The 19,314-nt window shown below is 72.7% G+C and carries 13 protein-coding genes; 1 reads left to right on the top strand and 12 read right to left on the bottom strand.

The window, feature by feature from the left end; genetic code table 11:
• Positions 1-59: 59 nt before the first annotated feature.
• The 12 genes from AB0D99_RS33055 to AB0D99_RS33000 form a co-directional block, all read right to left on the bottom strand.
• The gene (locus AB0D99_RS33055) at positions 60-1,760 is read right to left on the bottom strand and encodes a proline--tRNA ligase (protein WP_362370926.1); all 1,701 of its coding nucleotides are present in this window, start codon (positions 1,758-1,760) and stop codon (positions 60-62) included.
• A gap of 69 nt (positions 1,761-1,829) precedes the next feature.
• Positions 1,830-2,405 (bottom strand): GNAT family N-acetyltransferase, encoded by a 576-nt coding sequence (locus AB0D99_RS33050; protein WP_362370923.1) that lies wholly within the window; start codon positions 2,403-2,405, stop codon positions 1,830-1,832.
• A gap of 21 nt (positions 2,406-2,426) precedes the next feature.
• Positions 2,427-3,272 (bottom strand): GNAT family N-acetyltransferase, encoded by an 846-nt coding sequence (locus AB0D99_RS33045; protein ID WP_362370920.1) that lies wholly within the window; start codon positions 3,270-3,272, stop codon positions 2,427-2,429.
• Between the two features lie 141 nt (positions 3,273-3,413).
• A complete protein-coding gene (gene ispG / locus AB0D99_RS33040) occupies positions 3,414-4,571 on the bottom strand; it encodes a flavodoxin-dependent (E)-4-hydroxy-3-methylbut-2-enyl-diphosphate synthase (protein ID WP_329115266.1) in 1,158 nt (385 codons plus the stop codon).
• Positions 4,572-4,673: 102 nt separating this feature from the next.
• On the bottom strand, positions 4,674-5,978 hold the full coding sequence (locus tag AB0D99_RS33035; protein ID WP_362370915.1) for a site-2 protease family protein: 1,305 nt from the start codon (positions 5,976-5,978) through the stop codon (positions 4,674-4,676).
• Positions 5,975-7,234, bottom strand: coding sequence for a 1-deoxy-D-xylulose-5-phosphate reductoisomerase (dxr, locus tag AB0D99_RS33030; protein WP_362370912.1), 1,260 nt, complete (start codon positions 7,232-7,234; stop codon positions 5,975-5,977). The genes AB0D99_RS33035 and dxr overlap by 4 nt, the downstream gene beginning before the upstream one ends.
• Before the next feature lie 72 nt (positions 7,235-7,306).
• Positions 7,307-8,554: a 3-phosphoshikimate 1-carboxyvinyltransferase gene (aroA, locus tag AB0D99_RS33025; protein ID WP_362370909.1), complete on the bottom strand. Its 1,248-nt coding sequence runs from the start codon at positions 8,552-8,554 to the stop codon at positions 7,307-7,309.
• A gap of 85 nt (positions 8,555-8,639) precedes the next feature.
• Positions 8,640-10,565 carry an acyl-CoA dehydrogenase family protein gene (locus tag AB0D99_RS33020; protein ID WP_362370906.1) on the bottom strand — a complete coding sequence of 642 codons (1,926 nt, stop codon included), beginning with the start codon at positions 10,563-10,565 and terminating at the stop codon, positions 8,640-8,642.
• A gap of 167 nt (positions 10,566-10,732) precedes the next feature.
• Positions 10,733-12,178, bottom strand: coding sequence for an aldehyde dehydrogenase family protein (locus AB0D99_RS33015; RefSeq protein ID WP_362370903.1), 1,446 nt, complete (start codon positions 12,176-12,178; stop codon positions 10,733-10,735).
• Positions 12,179-12,338: 160 nt separating this feature from the next.
• A complete protein-coding gene (locus tag AB0D99_RS33010; protein WP_362370900.1) occupies positions 12,339-13,298 on the bottom strand; it encodes an EamA family transporter in 960 nt (319 codons plus the stop codon).
• Between the two features lie 416 nt (positions 13,299-13,714).
• Positions 13,715-15,274: a PucR family transcriptional regulator gene (locus AB0D99_RS33005; protein WP_362370897.1), complete on the bottom strand. Its 1,560-nt coding sequence runs from the start codon at positions 15,272-15,274 to the stop codon at positions 13,715-13,717.
• An 88-nt stretch (positions 15,275-15,362) separates the two neighbouring features.
• Positions 15,363-17,720: an ATP/GTP-binding protein gene (locus AB0D99_RS33000; RefSeq protein WP_362370894.1), complete on the bottom strand. Its 2,358-nt coding sequence runs from the start codon at positions 17,718-17,720 to the stop codon at positions 15,363-15,365.
• A 218-nt stretch (positions 17,721-17,938) separates the two neighbouring features.
• On the opposite strand from AB0D99_RS33000, the gene gabT reads away from it, so the two are divergent.
• Complete coding sequence (gene gabT, locus AB0D99_RS32995) at positions 17,939-19,273, top strand: 4-aminobutyrate--2-oxoglutarate transaminase (protein ID WP_362370891.1); 1,335 nt, start codon at positions 17,939-17,941, stop codon at positions 19,271-19,273.
• The last annotated feature ends 41 nt before the right edge of the window (positions 19,274-19,314 follow it).

Here is a 19,314-nt window from a genome sequence, read left to right as displayed (position 1 = left end):
GGGCGGGGCCCCCCCGCCCGGGGCCCCCGCCGGGGGGGGCGCCCCCCCCGGGCCCACGGTCACGCGCTGAGGCGGGCGATCGCCTCGGCCACCGGGAGTTCCTCGCGCTCGCCGGTGCGGCGGTCCTTCAGCTCGACGACGCCCTCCGCCGAGCGGCGGCCCGCGACGAGGATCTTCGGGACGCCGATCAGCTCCGCGTCGGTGAACTTCACGCCCGGCGAGACGCCGGCCCGGTCGTCGACCAGGACCCGCAGGCCGGCCGCCCGCAGCTGCTCCGAGACCTCCAGCGCCAGCTCCGTCTGGACGGCCTTGCCCGCCGCGACGACGTGGACGTCGGCCGGAGCGACCTCGGCGGGCCAGCACAGACCCTTGTCGTCGGCGGACTGCTCGGCGAGCGCGGCCACCGCGCGGGAGACGCCGATGCCGTACGAGCCCATGGTCACGCGGACCGGCTTGCCGTTCTGGCCGAGGACGTCGAGCTTGAGGGCGTCCGCGTACTTGCGGCCGAGCTGGAAGATGTGGCCGATCTCGATCGCGCGGTCCAGCGTCAGGCCGGTGCCGCACTTGGGGCACGGGTCGCCCTCCTGGACCACCACGACGTCGACGTACTGGTCGACCTCGAAGTCACGCCCCGCGACGACGTTCTTCGCGTGCATGCCCTCCTTGTTGGCGCCCGTGATCCACGCGGTGCCCGGCGCCACGCGCGGGTCGGCGATGTACGTGACCTTCTCCAGGCCCTGCGGGCCGACGTAGCCGCGCACGAGGTCCGCGCGCTCGGCGAAGTCGGCCTCGGTGACCATCTCGACGGTCGCCGGGGCGAAGTGGTCCTCGACCTTGCCCATGTCGACCTCGCGGTCGCCGGGGACGCCCACGGCGACGATCTCGCCGTCGACCTTGACGAGGAGGTTCTTCAGCGTCGCGGAGGCCGGGACGCCGAGGGACGCGGCCAGGGTCTCGATGGTGGGGGTGTCGGGGGTCGGGATCTCCTCGGCGGCCGCGACGGCGGAGCCGTCGACGGGCGCGAGCTCGTAGGAGATCGCCTCGGTGTTGGCGGCGAAGTCGCAGTTCGGGCAGTCGGCGAAGGTGTCCTCGCCGGCCTCGGCCGGGGCGAGGAACTCCTCGGACTTCGAGCCGCCCATCGCGCCGGCGGTGGCGGCGACGATCCGGTAGTCGAGACCGAGGCGCTCGAAGACGCGCCGGTAGGCCTCGCGGTGCAGCGCGTAGGACTTGGCGAGGCCCTCGTCCTCCGTGTCGAAGGAGTAGGAGTCCTTCATCAGGAACTCGCGGCCGCGCAGGATGCCGGCCCGCGGGCGGGCCTCGTCGCGGAACTTCGTCTGGATCTGGTACAGGATGACCGGCAGGTCCTTGTAGGACGAGCACTGGTCCTTGACCAGGAGGGTGAAGATCTCCTCGTGGGTGGGGCCGAGGAGGTAGTCGCCGCCCTTGCGGTCGTGGAGGCGGAACAGCTCGGCGCCGTACTCGTCCCAGCGACCGGTCGCCTCGTAGGGCTCGCGCGGCAGCAGGGCGGGGAGGGAGACCTCCTGGGCGCCGATGGCGTCCATCTCCTCGCGGACGATGCGCTCGACGTTGGCGAGGACCTTCTTGCCCAGCGGCAGCCAGCTCCAGATGCCGGCGGCGGTGCGCCGGACGTAGCCGGCGCGGACGAGGAGCTTGTGGCTGAGGACCTCGGCGTCCGCCGGGTCGTCGCGCAGCGTCTTCGCCATCAACTGGGACATGCGCTGGACCGGTGCGTTGGCCATGGTTCTCGTACTCCTGCCGGGTAAGGGTGATGGCTAGGAGGTTAGCCGGGCGGTACGGGCTGGGTGAAATCAGTTCCGTGGCGAACCGGTTGCGCGGAGTTCGTTCCGGCGCGGCAGCGGCAGTGGGGCGCCCATCACGGCGTACGGGCGGGGTGCGCTGGGGAAGTGGACCCGGCGGGCCAGGTCCTGGTAGCCGAGGGCCCGGTACAGGCCGCGGGCCGGGCTCTCGGTGTCGATCGCGGAGAGGATCGACCGGGGCAGGTCCGACTGGTCGGTGATGGCGGTGATCAGCTGACGGCCGATGCCCCTCCCCTGGTAGGAGGGGTGGACGTGGAGCTCGGTGATGACGAACGAGTCGTCGAGCCAGTCCACGGTGCCTCCGGCGCGGAGGTAGGGCTCCACGACGCCGGACCACCAGTGGGTGCGGTCGTTGGGCATCCCGTACACGAAGCCGACCAGTCGGCCGGCGGCGTCGGTCGCGCCGTACGCGCACGCGCCCGGGTTGAGCAGATGGCGGAGCACGATGTGCCGTCGTACGACGATCTCGTCCTCGCTGAGCCCGAAGGCGAGCGCCTGGACGGCGAGGGCGTCGTCCACCCGCGCGGCGAGATTGACCGGTCCGATCGTGACGTCAGCGTCATCCATGCGCCGCACCTTACAAGCGCCTCAGAAGAGCACGCTCATGAAGGCCCCGACCTCACGGAAGCCGACACGGCGGTACGAGGCCCTGGCGGGGGCGTTGTAGTCGTTGACGTAGAGGCTGACGACGGGGGCGACGTCGGCGAGGGCGTAGCGCAGTACGGCGGCCATACCGATCTCGGAGAGGCCGCGGCCCCGGTACTCGGGGGCCACCCAGACGCCCTGGATCTGGCAGGCCTGACGGGTGGCGGCGCCGATCTCGGCCTTGAAGACGACCCTGCCGTCCTCGATGCGGGCGAAGGAGCGGCCGGCGCCGACCAGTTCGGCGACGCGGGCCTGGTACAGCAGTCCGCCGTCGCCGGACATCGGCGAGATGCCGACCTCCTCGGTGAACATGGCCACGCACGCCGGCATGATCACCTCCATCTCGTCCTTGCGGATGCGGCGGACGAGCGGGTCGGGCTCGACGGTGGCGGAGGGCACTTCGGTGACCATCAGGGGCTGGTGGCCCCGGACGTCGCGGGCGGGTCCCCAGCTGGGTTCGAGGAGCCGCCAGAGCTGGGTGGTGGGCTCGGCGGGGCCGACGATGGAGGAGCAGCGGCGGCCGGTCCTGCGGGCGCGGTCGGCGAAGGCGCGGACGGCGTCGGGGGTGGCGCAGATGGGGACGAGGTTGGCGCCGGAGTAGCAGAGGGAGCGCAGCTGTCCGTCGGCGTACCAGCCCCACATCTCGCCGCCGAGCCGCCAGGGGTCGAGTCCGGCCGCCTGGACGCGGGCGGTCACGAAGGCGTTCTCGACGGGGGCGCTCTCGAGGACGGCGAGCGCGGCGCCGAGGTCGGCGGGTTCGAGGACCCGGGTGGTGGTCTGCGTCAACACGAGGGGGCCTCACCATGCGGTCTGCTGATCTCCGCACTGTACCTGGCGCGTCGCGGAGGTGTCGGGCGAGCGCGACGAAGCCCCGCCGGGGCCCGGTTCGCCGGGCGCCGTCGCGGGGCTTCGTTCGGGGCTTCGGGCCGGTCAGACGCCGATGGCGACCGTCGGCTCGCCGGACATCACGCCGTCCTTCTCCATCTGCTCGGCGATCTTCATCGCCTCCTCGATGAGGGTCTCGACGATCTTCGACTCGGGGACGGTCTTGATGACCTCGCCCTTGACGAAGATCTGGCCCTTGCCGTTGCCGGAGGCGACGCCGAGGTCGGCCTCACGGGCCTCGCCGGGGCCGTTGACGACGCAGCCCATGACGGCGACGCGCAGCGGGACCTCCATGCCCTCCAGGCCCGCGGTGACCTCTTCGGCCAGCTTGTAGACGTCGACCTGGGCGCGGCCGCAGGACGGGCAGGAGACGATCTCCAGGCGGCGGGGCTTGAGGTTCAGCGACTCCAGGATCTGGTTGCCGACCTTGACCTCCTCGACCGGCGGCGCGGAGAGGGAGACGCGGATGGTGTCGCCGATGCCCTCGGAGAGCAGGGCGCCGAAGGCCACGGCGGACTTGATGGTGCCCTGGAAGGCGGGGCCCGCCTCGGTCACGCCGAGGTGCAGCGGGTAGTCGCAGGCGGCGGCCAGCTGACGGTAGGCGTTGACCATGACGACCGGGTCGTTGTGCTTGACCGAGATCTTGATGTCGCCGAAGCCGTGCTCCTCGAAGAGGGACGCCTCCCACAGCGCGGACTCGACCAGCGCCTCGGGGGTGGCCTTGCCGTACTTCTTCAGCAGCCGGGCGTCGAGCGAGCCCGCGTTGACGCCGATCCGGATCGGGGTGCCCGCGGCCTTGGCCGCGTGCGCGATCTCCTTGACCTTGTCGTCGAACTGCTTGATGTTGCCGGGGTTGACGCGGACCGCGGCGCAGCCGGCGTCGATGGCGGCGAAGACGTACTTCGGCTGGAAGTGGATGTCCGCGATGACCGGGATCTGCGACTTCTTGGCGATGGTCGCCAGCGCGTCGGCGTCGTCCTGGGTGGGGCAGGCCACGCGGACGATCTGGCAGCCGGAGGCGGTCAGCTCGGCGATCTGCTGGAGCGTGGCGCCGATGTCGGACGTCCGGGTCGTCGTCATGGACTGGACCGAGACGGGTGCGTCGCCGCCCACGGCCACCGACCCGACCTGGATCTGGCGGCTCTTGCGCCGCTCGGCGAGCCTGGTCGGAACGGACGGGATACCGAGAGAGATCGCGGTCATCAGCTGTACAACCCCAAGGTGTGGTTCATCGGGCTCAGGTCTTCGAGATTACCGCCCCGGCGGGGGGTGGCCGGACACCCCGGGTCTCCGGCCACCCGCCGGTCACGTCAGCTTCACCGGATTGACGATGTCCGCGGCGAGGACGAGCAGAGTGAAGCAGACGAACACGCCCGCCACGACATAGGCGGCCGGCATCAGCTTGGCCACGTCGAACGGCCCCGGGTCGGGGCGCCGGAAGATCCGCGCGGTGTGGCGGCGTACGGACTCCCACAGGGCGCCCGCGATGTGTCCGCCGTCGAGCGGGAGCAGCGGCAGCATGTTGAAGAGGAACAGCGAGACGTTGAACATGACGACGAGCTGCAGGAAGAAGACCAGGATGGTCTGCGGCGGCGCGTCGATGTTCATCAGTTCGCCGCTGATGCGGGCGGCGCCGACGACACCGACCGGGGAGTCGGCCTTGCGCTCGCCGTCGCCGAAGGTCGCGTCCCACAGGTCCGGGATCTTGCCGGGCAGGGCGAGCACGGACTCGGCGCCGGCCTGGAGCTGGTCGGTCATGCGGGAGGCGGACTCGCCGAAGGTCAGCGGGACGACCTCGCGGCCGGACTCGAAGCCGAGGTAGCCGGCGGTGACGTACTGCAGCGGCTGGACGACGTTGCCGTCGGCGTCCTTCTTGAGCACCTTGTTCTCGAGGAGCGTGGCCCGCAGGTCCCTCTCCTTGCCGTCGCGCTGGACGGTGACCGTGGCGGCGCCGGTGGTGGCGCGGATGCGGTCGGAGAGGGTGTTCCAGTCCGAGACGCGTTCGCCGTTGAAGGCGACGATGCGGTCGCCCTTGAGGAGTCCCGCGGCCTTGGCGGGCGACGCGGGGTCGCCGGGCTTGCAGGTGTCGCGCTTCTCGCTCTGGTCGATGACGCAGTTGGTGACGCCGGCGACCTTGGTGGTCTGGGTCTCGAACCCGACGGCCATGGCGCTGCCGAAGAACAGCAGCACGGCGAGGATGAGGTTCATGAACGGGCCGGCGAACATCACGATGACGCGCTTCCACGGCTTGCGCGTGTAGAAGAGCCGCTTCTCGTCGCCGGGCTGGAGCTCTTCGAAGGACGCCTCGCGGGCGTCCTCGATCATGGCGCGCCAGGGGGAGGTGGAGCGGGCCTCGATGCGGCCGTCCTTGCCGGGCGGGAACATTCCGATCATGCGGATGTAGCCGCCGGCCGGGATGGCCTTGATGCCGTACTCCGTCTCGCCCTTCTTCTTCGACCAGATGGTGGGGCCGAAGCCGACCATGTACTGCGGCACGCGGATGCCGAAGAGCTTGGCCGTGGAGAGGTGGCCGAGTTCGTGCCACGCGATGGAGACGAGCAGCCCCACCGCGAACAGCGCGATGCCGAGGAGCGTGAGAAGTACGGTCATGCGCGCGCCTCCGCGGTTGCGTTCGCTGCGAGTTCTGCCAGTTCGCGGGCCCGGGCGCGGGCCCAGGTCTCCGCTTCGAGGACGTCCGGCACCGTGAGGGAGGTTCCCTGGCTGGGCCGTCCGTGTTCGGTGACGACTGCCGTGACCGTATCCATGATTCCGTTGAACGGCAGCCGTCCGGCGAGAAACGCCTCCACGCACTCCTCGTTGGCGGCGTTGAAGACGGCGGGGGCGGTGCCGCCCAGTTCGCCGACGTGCCGGGCCAGCCCCACGGAGGGGAACGCCTCGGTGTCGAGGGGGAAGAACTCCCAGCTGGACGCCTTGGTCCAGTCGAAGGCGGGGGCGGCGTCCGGGACGCGCTCGGGCCAGCCGATGCCGAGCGCGATCGGGCCGCGCATGTCCGGCGGGGTGGCCTGGGCGAGGGTGGAGCCGTCGGTGAACTCCACCATCGAGTGGACGTACGACTGGGGGTGGACGACGACCTCGATGCGGTCGAAGGGGATGTCGTACAGGAGGTGCGCCTCGATGACCTCCAGACCCTTGTTGACGAGGGTGGCGCTGTTCACCGTGATGACCGGGCCCATGGCCCAGGTGGGGTGGGCGAGCGCGTCCTCGCGGGTGACGTGGGCCAGCTCCGCCCTCGTACGGCCGCGGAAGGGTCCGCCGGAGGCGGTGACGACGAGCTTGCGGACATCGGCACGGGTGCCGGCGGCGAGGGCCTGGAAGAGGGCGGCGTGCTCGGAGTCGACCGGGATGATCTGGCCGGGCTTGGCGAGGGCCTTGACCAGCGGGCCGCCGACGATCAGCGATTCCTTGTTGGCCAGGGCGAGGGTGCGGCCGGCTTCGAGGGCGGCGAGCGTGGGCGCCAGACCGATGGATCCGGTGATGCCGTTGAGCACCGTGTGGCAGGGCGAGGCGGCGAGCTGGGTGGCGGCGTCGGCCCCTGCCAGGATCTCGGGCAGGGGCTCGGCGCCGTACAGCTCCTTCAGCGCGTCGCGCAGCTGGGGCACCACGTCCTCACGGGCGACGGCGACCGCCGCGACCTTCAGCCGGTGCGCCTGCTCGGCGAGCAGCCCGACGCGTCCGCCGGAGGCGGCGAGGGCGGTGACCCGGAACCGGTCGGGGTTGCGCAGGACCAGGTCGATGGCCTGGGTGCCGATGGATCCCGTGGAGCCGAGGACGACGATGTCCCGGCGGCCTTCGACCGGTGCGAAGACGATGTGCGGGTCGGCGAGAGGAGAGGGGCGGTCGCTCATACCCCCCATTCTTGCCGCAAAGACTGTGCGGTCTTCACGGGGTGCCTCCCCCGGGCGTTCTCGCCCGCGTGGTCACGGGGTGGAAGCGGCCGTTCCGAACGCCTCGCCGAAGACGCGGTGGAAGTCGGGGAACGTCTTCCGTACGCAGCCGGGGTCGTCGAAGGTGATCCCGGGCGTCCGCAGACCGGTGACGGCGAAGGACATGACGATCCGGTGGTCGCCGTGGGTGGCGATCTCGGCGGGGCCCGCCGGATTCCCCGGCCGGATCTCGATCCAGTCGTGGCCCGTCGCGACCTCGATCCCGAGCCGCCGGAGGTTCTCGGCGCAGGCGTCGAGGCGGTCGCACTCCTTGACCCGGGTGTTGGCGACGTCCTCGATGCGGACGGGTCCGTCGGCGAAGGGCGCGAGGGCGGCGAGGGTCGGCATGGTGTCGGAGATGTCGCGCATGTTCACGGTGAGGCCGCGCAGCGTGCCCGTGCCGCGCACGGTGGTGGCCGTGTCGGTGATCTCCACGTCGGCGCCCATCCGGCGCAGCACGTGGACGAAGCCGAGGTCCCCCTGGAGCGCGTCGGTGCCGAGGCCGGGGACGGTGACGGTACGGCCGGGTTCGAGCGCGGCGGCGGCGAAGAAGTACGAGGAGGTGGAGGCGTCGGGTTCGACGGGGTAGGCGGCCGCCCTGTACCCCGTGGGGGCGACCGTGTAGGTGCGGTCCCGCCGGGTCACCTCCGCGCCGAAGGCACGCATCATCGCCAGGGTGATGTCGACGTACGGCTCCGAGACCAGGTCGGTGACGGTGACGGTGAGGCCCTCGGCGGTCATCGGGCCGAGCATCAGGAGCGCGGTCAGGTACTGGGAGGACTGCCCGGCGTCGAGGGTGAGCGCGCCGCCCTTGATGCCCTGGGCGGCGACGGTGAGCGGGTGGTGGCCCTCGTGCTCCTCGTGGCGCAGATCGACGCCGAGGGAGCGCAGGGCGGTGGACAGCGGGCCGAGGGGGCGGCGGCGCATCTGGGGCGAGGCGTCGAAGCGGAAGGTGCCGTGGCCGGCGGCGGCGAGGGTGGGCAGGAAGCGGGCGGTGGTGGCGCCGTCGCGGCAGTACACGTCGGCGGTGTCGACGGCGGGACCCGCGGGCCGGCCCTCGATGTGCCAGGCCCCTGGCTCCTGCCGGACCTCGTATCCGAGGGTCCTGAGCCCTTCGGCGAAGCCCTCGGTGTCGTCGGAGTGGAGCGGCCGGAGGAGGGTCGTGGTCCCGTCGGCGGCCGCGGCGAGGAAGAGCGCGCGGGCGGTGACGGACTTGGAACCGGGAATCTCTATGACGGTCACGGGACCATCCTGCCGTGGCTTCGCCCGCCGCGGGCCGTCGTTCCGCAGGACGGGACGCCCGCGGCGCGACGGCCCGCGCCCGTCGTCAGGGGATCCTGCGGTGGACGTTCGGCTGCGTCGTGGGGCCGGGGGCGGCGTCCGCGATCCACGGCCCGTCGTCGCTCGGGTCGACCACCCCGGCCTCCAGCCACTCGAAGCGGCCGGCGAGGACCCCGTCCACGACCCGCCGGTCCAGGTCGTCCGTGTTGGACCAGAGGCGGCCGAAGAGCTCTTCGACGCGGAGCCGGGACTGCCGGCAGAACGCGTCGGCGAGCGCGTACGCCTCCTTGCCGTGGTCGTCGGTGGACCGCAGCAGGTCCGCCCGCACACAGGCCGCGCTCATCGCGAAGAGCTCCGCGCCGATGTCCACGATCCGGCCGAGGAACGCCTGCTTCAGCTCCATCCGGCCCTGCCATCGCGACATGGCGTAGAAGGTGGAGCGCGCGAGCTTCCTCGACGTCCGCTCCACGTACCGCAGATGGGTGGCCAGGGCGCCGAACTCCCGGTAGGCGCCCGGCACCTGCCCCTGCCCCGCGACGAGCTTCGGCAGCCAGCGGGCGTAGAAGCCGCCGGCGCGCGCACCCGCCTTCGCCTTGTCGCCCAGTGATTTCTCCGGGTCGATGATGTCGCCGGCGACGGCCAGATGGGCGTCGACGGCCTCACGGGCGATGAGGAGGTGCATGATCTCCGTCGAGCCCTCGAAGATCCGGTTGATCCGCAGATCCCGGAGCAACTGCTCGGCCGGTACGGCCCGTTCCCCGCGCGCCTCCAGCGAGTCCGCGGTCTCGTACCCGCGTCCGCCGCGGATCTGGACCAGCTCGTCGGCGATGAGACAGCCCATCTCGGAGCCGTACAGCTTGGCGAGCGCCGCCTCGATGCGGATGTCGTTGCGGTCCTCGTCGGCCATCTGCGAGGAGAGGTCGACGACCGCCTCCAGGGCGAAGGTGGTCGCCGCGATGAAGGAGATCTTCGTGCCGACCGCCTCGTGGCGCGCGACCGGCTTGCCCCACTGCTCCCGTGCGGCGGCCCATTCGCGGGCGATCTTCAGCGCCCACTTGCCGGCGCCGACGCACATCGCCGGGAGCGAGAGGCGGCCGGTGTTCAGCGTCGTCAGGGCGATCTTGAGGCCGGCGCCCTCGGGGCCGATGCGGTTCGCGGCGGGGACCCGGACGCCGTGGAAGCGGGTGACGCCGTTCTCGAGCCCGCGCAGGCCCATGAAGGCGTTGCGGTGCTCGACGGTGATGCCGGGCGAGTCCGCCTCGACGACGAAGGCGGTGATGCCGCCCCGGTGGCCCGGTGAGGCGGGCACGCGGGCCATGACCACGAGGAGATCGGCGACGACCCCGTTGGTGGTCCAGAGCTTCACCCCGTCGATGACGTAGGAGTCGTCGCCGTCCGGTACCGCCGTGGTGGCGAGCCGGGCCGGGTCGGAGCCCACGTCGGGTTCGGTGAGGAGGAAGGCCGAGATGTCGGTGGTGGCGAGGCGCGGGAGGTAGGTGTCGCGCTGTTCCTGGGTGCCGAAGATCTTGAGCGGCTGGGGAACGCCGATGGACTGGTGGGCCGAGAGCAGCGCGCCGATCGCGGGGCTCGCGGAGCCGACCAGGGCGAGGGCCCGGTTGTAGTAGACCTGGGTGAGACCGAGCCCGCCGTACTTCGGGTCGATCTTCATGCCGAGCGCGCCGAGTTCCTTGAGGCCGGTGACGACCTCGTCGGGGATGCGGGCCTCGCGCTCGATCAGCCGGCCGTCGATGCGGGTCTCGCAGAAGACGCGCAGTTTGGCGAGGAACGCCTCGCCGCGCCGTACGTCCTCCTCGGACGGGAGCGGATGGGGGTGGATCAGGTCCAGTCGGAAGCGGCCGAGGAAGAGTTCCTTGGCGAAGCTCGGTTTGCGCCAGTCCTGCTCGCGCGCGGCCTCGGCGACCTGCCGGGCCTCGCGTTCGGTGACCTTGGGCCGCTGGGTGGGTGCGGACATGAGGAGCTCACCTCGCCGCTCGTAGGGGGGCCTTGTGGCTACTCGTCCGTACTACCCGATTTCCGGGCGCACCGATAGACGAGAAGACGGCCGGAGCCCCCGCACAGTGGGCTCCGGCCGTCGGTCTCGGGGTTCCGTACGCATGCGTACGGACTACGGAAGACGGGTTACAGCGCCAGGCCCGTGAGGACCAGGACCCGCTCGTAGGTGTAGTCGTCCATGGCGTACTTGACGCCCTCGCGGCCGACGCCGGACTTCTTGGCGCCGCCGTACGGCATCTGGTCGGCGCGGTAGGACGGGACGTCGCCGATGATCACGCCGCCGACCTCCAGCGCGCGGTGGGCGCGGAAGGCGGTCTGCAGGTCGTGGGTGAAGACGCCGGCCTGGAGGCCGAAGTCCGAGTCGTTGACGGCGGCGAACGCCTCGGCCTCGCCGTCGACCCTGGCGATGGTGAGCACCGGGCCGAAGACCTCGGCGCGGGCCAGGGTGACATCGGCGGGGAGGTCGGTGAGAACGGTCGGGGCGTAGGTCGCGCCCTCGCGCTTGCCGCCGGCGAGGAGCTTCGCGCCGGCCGCGACGGCCTCGTCCACCCAGCCCTCGACGCGCTTGGCGGCGTTCTCGTCGACGAGCGGGCCGACGTCGGTGGCGTCGTCCGCCGGGTCACCGGTGACCTGCGCCTCGACCGCGGCGACGACCTTCGGGACGAGCCGGTCGTAGACCGAGGCGTCGGCGATCACGCGCTGCACGGAGATGCAGGACTGGCCGCCCTGGTAGTTGGAGAAGGTGGCGATACGGCTCGCCGCCCAGTCCAGGTCCTGCTCGGACGCCCAGTCGCCGAGGACGACGGCGGCGGCGTTGCCGCCGAGCTCCAGGGTGCAGTGCTTGTGCGGCACGGACTCCTGGATGGCGTAGCCGACCTTGTCGGAGCCGGTGAAGGAGATGACCGGGAGGCGCTCGTCCTTGACGAGGGCGGGCATCCGGTCGTTGGGCACGGTCAGGACGGACCAGGAGCCGGCCGGCAGGTCGGTCTCGGCCAGCAGCTCGCCCAGGATCAGGGACGAGATGGGGGTGGCCGGCGCCGGCTTGAGGATGATGGGGGCGCCGACGGCGATGGCCGGGGCGACCTTGTGGGCGCTGAGGTTCAGCGGGAAGTTGAACGGAGCGATGCCGAGGACGACGCCCTTGGGGATACGGCGGGTGATCGCCAGCCGGCCGACGCCGCCGGCCTCGGTGTCGAGGCGCTGGGCCTCGCCGCCGTTGAAGCGGCGGGCTTCCTCGGCGGCGAAGCGGAACACGGACACGGCACGGCCGACCTCGCCGCGGGCCCACTTGATGGGCTTGCCGTTCTCGGCGGAGATGACCTGGGCGATCTCCTCGGTGCGCTCGGCGAGACGCTTCGACACGTGGTCGAGGGCGGCGGCGCGGACGTGCGCCGGCGTCGCGGCGAACTCGTCGACGACGGCGTGCGCGGCGGCGACGGCCTCTTCGACCTGGGCTTCGGTGGGCACGCTGACCTTGCCGACCAGACGTCCGTCGAAGGAGTTCGTGACGTCGAAGGTGGCCTCGCCGGTGGCCTCGCGGCCGGCGAGCCAGAAGGCGTGGGTGGTCGTCATTGCGTCCCGGCCCTTTCCGTATCGGGGGTGCGAGCGATCGCTCTCGTGACACGTTAGGGCGAAGCGGGCGCGGTGGCGCTTGTCCGCCGTGGAGTGGTGTGCGGGAATTCCTGTCCGCTTTGGCGGAAGGCGGTCGCGCGCCCGCACCGCCGTGTGCCGGTCAGCCCCGCCGTTCCGTCGAGACGATGAGGCAGACCCCGCCGACGACGATCGCGCCGCCGAGGGCGATGGGCCAGGTCAGGGCCTCGCCGAGGACGAGCGCGCCGAGGAGTACCGCGACCACCGGGTTGACGTAGGCGTAGGTGGCGACCAGGGAGAGCGGGGCGGTCTGGAGGAGCCAGGCGTAGGCGGTGAAGGCGATCAGCGAGCCGAAGACGACGAGGTAGCCGAGGGCGATCCAGGAGCGGGTGGAGACGTCGGCGAGGTCGAAGCCCTGGTGCTCGCCGCGGAGCAGCGCGACGCCGAGGCCCCCGAGACCGCCGGCGAGCATCTCGTACGCGCTGGCGGAGAAGGGGTTGACGGGCATCGGGAGACGGCCGGAGGAGAACGAGCCGATCGACCACAGGAGCGCGGCGACGACCACGAGGAACACGCCGCCGATCCGGACGTCGCCACTGAGGCCGGGGAGGGTGAGGACGCCGAGGCCGACGAGGCCGAGGGCCACCCCGGCGAGGGCGCCGCGGCCGGGACGCTCGCCGGTGGCGGCGCGCAGGACGACGACCCAGGCGGGGACGCTCGCGACGAGAAGGGCGGCGAGGCCGGAGGGGACGGAGGTCTCGGCCAGGACGACGAGGGCGTTGCCGCCGACGAGCAGCAGCAGGCCCACCAGGACCGCGGAGCCGAGTCGGCGCGGGGTCACCTTCAGTGCGGCGGGGCCCTGCCGCCAGGCGATGATCGCGGCGAGCAGCAGACCGGCGACGACGTACCGCAGCCCCGCGGACAGGAACGGCGGCATCGTCTCGACGACGATCCGGATCCCGAGGTAGGTGGACCCCCAGACGACGTACACGATCCCGAGGGCGAGCCAGACGGCTCCGGAGATGCGGCGGGCGGAGCCTCCGGGGACGGCGGGACGGGTGGCGCGTTCCTCGGATGCGGGATCGACCGCGGGGCTTGTCATGCCCAGGAGAGTAGGGAGCCACGCGGCGAATGATCAATGATCCTGCCCGCGATCGGGCAGAAATCGCTCTGTCGGGGCGGCATATTCGGGTAGAAGGGGGCCTGAGGCCGTGGGGGGAGCGGCCCGAGGCCCGTGGGGGGCGGCACGAGGCCGTGGGGGGACGGCCCGAGGCCGGGGGGCGGCCCTAGGCCGGGGGGATGGCCCGAGGCCCGTGGGGGGACCGCCCGAGGCCGTGGGGGGCGGCCCGAGGCCCGTGGGGCGCGGCCCGTGGGGGACCGCGCGGCACGAGGCCCGTGGGACCGCGCGGCACGACGACAGCCACGCTCGCGCGTGGGGCCCGGGGCACGGGAGCGCCCGCGCGGGGCGGGCGGGGCCGAGTGGTGGCGAGAGTTCACTCCCGCCCCGCGCGGACGGGGCTAGGACTGCTCCGTGTCCGTTCCGGTCGCCTTCAGGGCCAGCCACAGCTCCATGCGGACGTCCGGGTCGTCGAGGGAGCGGCCCAGGATCTCCTCCACCCTGCGCATCCGGTACCGCAGCGTGTGGCGGTGGACGCCCAGGTCGGCCGCGGCCGCGTCCCACTGGCCGTGCCGGGAGAGCCACGCCCGCAGGGAGGCGACCAGGTCGCCGCGGCCCGTGGCATCGTGCTCGTACAGGGCGCGCAGCATCCCGTCGGCGAAGGCGCGCACCGCGTCGTCGGCCAGCAGCGGCAGGACCGAGCCCGCCGCCAGGTCCTCGTGCTCGACCAGCGCCCGGCCGCGCCGCCGCGCCACCGACAGCGCCTGCTCGGCCTGCTTGTACGCGGCCGCCGCCGCGATCGGACCGGCCGGCGCGGACAGGCCGACGACGACCCCGGTCTCCTCGGACTCCCGCTCTGCGTACCTCTCGCAGGCGGTGACGACCGCCCCGCCGTCCCCGGCCAGGACCAGGAAGCGCTCCTCGCCCTCCGGCACGGTCAGGACCGTCTCGCCGGCGCGGGCGGCGGCCGACTCCAGCTCCTCGGCGAGCGTCGGGAGCGGCGGTTCGCCGTCCCGCTCCGCGCCCAGCGATTCGGCGATCAGCAGTCGGAAGGGCGCGTCGAGGAGGCCGCCGTACAGGTCGCCCGCCACCGCCCGGGCGTGGTCGGGCTGGCCGGACAGCATCATCCGCAGCACCGCCGCGCCCAGCCGCGCCTCGGCGGCCTGGAGCGAGCGCGAACGCTCCGTGGTCAGGGTCAGCAGGGCGATCGCGGAGTGCACGGCGTACCGCTCCGCCGTGCCGAGCGGCGCGCCCGTTCCGACCGCCAGGGCGCCCTTGACCCGCCGTCCGGTACCGAGGGACTGGAGCTCGACCCGGTCCTCCGTGCCGCCGACGACCGCGCTGGCGGGCGCGGGCCGCTCCCGGAGCCGTTCGACGTCCGGCGTGAGGCGGGCGGCCCGGCGCGCGGCCCACTCGGGCGAGACGGCGACGACGGTGCCGGAGGTGTCGTACAGCGCCGCCCAGCCGTCCACGTGGGACGCGAGGCGCGCGATCACGGCGTCCGGGCCTTCCGCGAGCGCGGCGCGGGTCAGTTCCCGCTGGGCCTCGAACCCGGCCGTCACGGCGCGGTACTGATCTGCCGCGATCGCCGCCGAGACGGCCTTGCTGATCGCCAGGAACGGGGTGCGCCGGGGTACTTCGAGGAGCGGCAGCCCTTCGGCTCCGGCCGCGTCCACGAGGGGCTGCGGGATGTCCTCGTAGTTGACGCCGACGGCGAAGCCCAGCCCCACGACGCCCGCGGCGAGCAGCCGCCGGACGTAGCGGTGCATCGCCTCGGAGTCCTCCGCGTCCAGGGTGAGGGCGGTGGTGAGCAGCAGCTCGCCGCCCTCCATGTAGGGGACGGGGTCGGCGAGCTCGCTGACGTGGGCCCAGCGCACGGGGGTGTCGAGGCGGTCCTCACCCGCGCGGACGGTGAGCTTGAGCGCCGAGTGCTGGACGAGTGAGGCGAGGGTGGGCGGCATTGTCGACCGTCGGACCTTTGGGGAGGGGGCGCCGCTCAGCCGAGCGGCGCCCCCGATTGTGCCAGGGCGCGCGGGTGGCCGCTCCGGCTCAGCCGCGAAGGTCGACGAGGAGGGGCGGTGTGTGTTCGCCCCGCACATGGGTGAGGGACAGGACGGCATGCCCGGCGGGGACGGCGTGGGCGAGGTCGGAGGCCGACCAGCGCTCGCGCTCCACCTCGCGTACGGTCACGGCCTCCGCCGTCGCCGCCTTTCCGGTCACGAGCCGCCGCATGAAGTGCAGGGCCTTGGTGAGGGGCTCGTCGGAGATGATCTGCCGGTTGGTGACGTCCCGGGTCTGCACCCATTCGGTGCCCCAGGTCTCGGCGAACCGTCCGCCGTCCCAGGGCGCGATCCCGGCGAACGCCATCCGGCAGCCGACCGCACCGAGCAGCGGCCCGCGCAGCGCCTCGGGCACGTCCTCCAGGCTGCGCAGCGCGAGGACGACGCCCGCGTTGGCGGAGCGGAGCCGCTGGATCGCGCGCACGGAGTCGGCGGTGACGGTGTACGTGGCGTCGTCGAGGACCAGGCAGGCGAAGAGGGAGCGGTCACGGCGGGCCAGGGCGGCCTCGGCGAACTGGGCGAGGAGCAGCCGGGAGACGATCCGGGAGGCTTCGGCGTGCCCCCGTTCGGGGAGGTCGACGCGGACGCGGAGCGGGTGCTCGACGGCGCGGAGGGAGAACTGCGGCGTCTCCTCCGGGCGGTCCGTGCGGAAGAAGCGGGCGAAGGCGGGGCGGTCGAGGAAGGCGACGCGCTCGGCGAGGAGGACGCCGGTGTCGTCGCCGCGGTCGGCCTGGCGCTGCCGGGCGTCGAGCTCGCGGAGCTGGGCGGGGTCGCCCGCGACGGCTTCGCGGAGCGCGGCGAAGGCCGCGGGCGCCCCGCCGAGCAGCTCGCGCAGCTCGGGCACGCCGGGGAACCGCCCGTGCGCGGCCCGGAACGGCCCGATCAGCTGGGCGAGGACCGTGGCGGCGCGCCGGGTGTCGGCGACGAGGTCCCCGACGAGCGCCTCGGCGAGGATCCGCGCGGCCTCGTCGGGGTCGTCGGCTCCGCCGTACAGGTCGAGGTCGTGGGTGGACTCGGGCCGTCCGACGGAGACGACGACGTCGAACGCGTCGTCGGGGCCGAGCGAGGCGCCGTGGGAGGTGACGGCGACGACGGCGGCGCGGTTGGCGAGCGCCTGCAGACAGAGCGACTCGACCACGGGCCGCACGACCCGCACGGTCTTCCCCGCCCCCGCGGGCCCCACGGCGACCAACGAGGTCCCGAGCAACCCGGGCTCGAGCGCGACGCCGGTGGTGCGGCGGGGGTAGGGGTTGCGGGGGTGGTCGGCGGCGGTGCCGATGAGCACCTGGTCGGTGGCCAGGTCGTGGGTGGCGGTGCGCACCGGCAGGTCACGCCTGCCCGAGGGGTGGCCACAGGCGGCGGCGCCGCGGGTGCGGACGGCCTCGGTGAAGGCGGCGAGCCGCTCCGGCCTGGTCCGTACGCCCTGCCAGGCGCGTCGGATCCGGGCGTAGTCCACGTCTCCGAGGGCACCCTGCCGGGTGGCTTCGGCGAGCTGGGCCGCCGCCTCGGTCAGCCCCGCGTCACGCAGCTCGGGCCACTCGGCGGGGTCGGCGGCCGGGCTCTGGGGCGTCGGCGGGGCGTCGGCGGGGTCGGCCGTGCCCAGACGGCGGCGGACGGAGGGCCATCTCCCGACCCGTCCCACGGCCGCGACGAGGGCGACGATCAGCAGCAGGTAGTAGAGGGTGGAGGCCCAGGCGAGCCAGGTGACCGTGCGGGGCATCTCCCGCCAGACCCCCGGCAGGAGCACGAACAGGGGCCAGATGGGCACGCCGTAGCGCTGCCAGACCTCGCGCCAGTTGCCGACACGGCCGAAGCCGATGGAGAACAGGACGAGCAGGGCCGCGTACCAGAGGTAGGTGGCCGCGACGTACAGCTCGACGTCGGGGCTCTGGGGGGACCGCCATTCGCTGGGCACGAGCCAGAGCATCGGCAGCAGCCACCAGTTGTCGACGAAGATCCACCACCCCTCGAGGTAGCCGTTCCAGAGCAGCGACCACAGCAGCCAGCCGCAGAGGTACGCGACGAACGCTCCGGTGATCAGCTGACGGCCGGGAACGACGTCCGGCTCCTGCTCGGGCCGCTCGCGGTGCCCGAGGCGCCAGACGCCGGGGCCCGCGGCGGGGCGGGGGATGCGGAGCCAGTCGGCGACGGCGAGGCGGGTCGGCGGATGCGCGGGCTGGGGCGGTACGAGGGGCTGTCCGGCCGGCGGCCGCGGGGCGCCGGGGCCGGTCCCCGCCGGCGCGTGCCCGGCCGGCGGTACGGGGGCCGCGGACGGCGACGGCGGCGCCGGGCGCGGCACGGCGTTCTCTCGCGTGTCGCGTGACTCGTACGTGCCTTCGGTCTCCATGAAACCCCTGCCCCCTGACCAGCCGGGTCGCCGCATCTGTGCCACCGTCAATGTAGTGGGCACGGGACGCCCGGGAGCGGTTTCACGGCCGCCATGTCCACACCGGACAACGACACACCCCCCAACACTCCCGATCGGCGCATGCCCACGCCCCTCCCCCGCGCCTAGCCTGCGGAAGAAACCCACAAGTGCGTCCAGAACACCCCCAGGAGCCCCGCATGAACGCTGTCCCGCAGGAGCGGCGCGTCGTCACCGCCATCCCCGGTCCGAAGTCGCAGGAGCTGCAGGCCCGCCGCCTCGACGCCGTGGCCGGCGGCGTGGGCTCCGTGCTGCCCGTCTTCACCGCGAAGGCCGGCGGCGGCATCATCGAGGACGTCGACGGCAACCGCCTGATCGACTTCGGTTCCGGCATCGCCGTGACCTCCGTCGGCGCCTCCGCCGAGGCCGTCGTCCGCCGCGCCGCCGCGCAGCTCGCCGACTTCACCCACACCTGTTTCATGGTGACGCCGTACGAGGGTTACGTCGAGGTCTGCGAGGCGCTCTCCGAGCTGACCCCGGGCGACCACGCCAAGAAGTCCGCGCTGTTCAACTCGGGCGCCGAGGCCGTCGAGAACGCCGTCAAGATCGCCCGTTCGTACACCAAGCGCCAGGCCGTCGTCGTCTTCGACCACGGCTACCACGGCCGTACGAACCTGACGATGGCGCTGACCTCGAAGAACATGCCGTACAAGCAGGGCTTCGGCCCGTTCGCGCCCGAGGTCTACCGCGTCCCGGTCGCCTACGGCTACCGCTGGCCCACCGGTGCCGAGAACTGCGGCCCCGAGGCCGCCGCCCAGGCGATCGACCAGATCTCCAAGCAGATCGGCGCCGAGAACGTCGCCGCGATCATCATCGAGCCGGTCCTCGGCGAGGGCGGCTTCATCGAGCCGGCCAAGGGCTTCCTGCCGGCGATCGTGAAGTTCGCCAACGACAACGGCATCGTCTTCGTCGCGGACGAGATCCAGTCCGGCTTCTGCCGCACCGGCCAGTGGTTCGCCTGCGAGGACGAGGGCATCGTCCCGGACCTGATCACGACCGCCAAGGGCATCGCGGGCGGCCTGCCGCTCGCCGCCGTCACCGGCCGCGCCGAGATCATGGACTCCGTCCACGGCGGCGGCCTCGGCGGCACCTACGGCGGCAACCCGGTGGCCTGCGCCGGTGCGCTCGGCTCCATCGAGACCATGAAGGAGCTCGACCTCAACGCCAAGGCGAAGCGGATCGAGTCGGTCATGAAGGCCCGTCTGACCGCCATGCAGGAGAAGTACGAGATCATCGGCGACATCCGCGGCCGCGGCGCCATGATCGCGATCGAGCTGGTCAAGGACCCGGCGACCAAGGAGCCGAACCCGGAGGCCGCCGGTGCGCTGGCGAAGTTCTGCCACGCCGAGGGCGTGATGGTCCTGACCTGTGGCACCTACGGCAACGTGCTGCGTTTCCTGCCGCCGCTGGTGATCGGCGAGGACCTGCTGAACGAGGGTCTCGACGTCATCGAGAGCGCGTTCGGCCAGATCTGACGCCTCTTCGGCACGGGGTGTGAAGAAGCTGTGGGGGGCCG

It is taken from the genome of Streptomyces sp. NPDC047971, from assembly GCF_040653355.1.
Classification (GTDB): Bacteria; Actinomycetota; Actinomycetes; order Streptomycetales; family Streptomycetaceae; genus Streptomyces.
The sequence above is the reverse complement of the archived record's forward strand: the minus strand, read 5'-3'. Positions and strand labels throughout refer to the sequence as shown.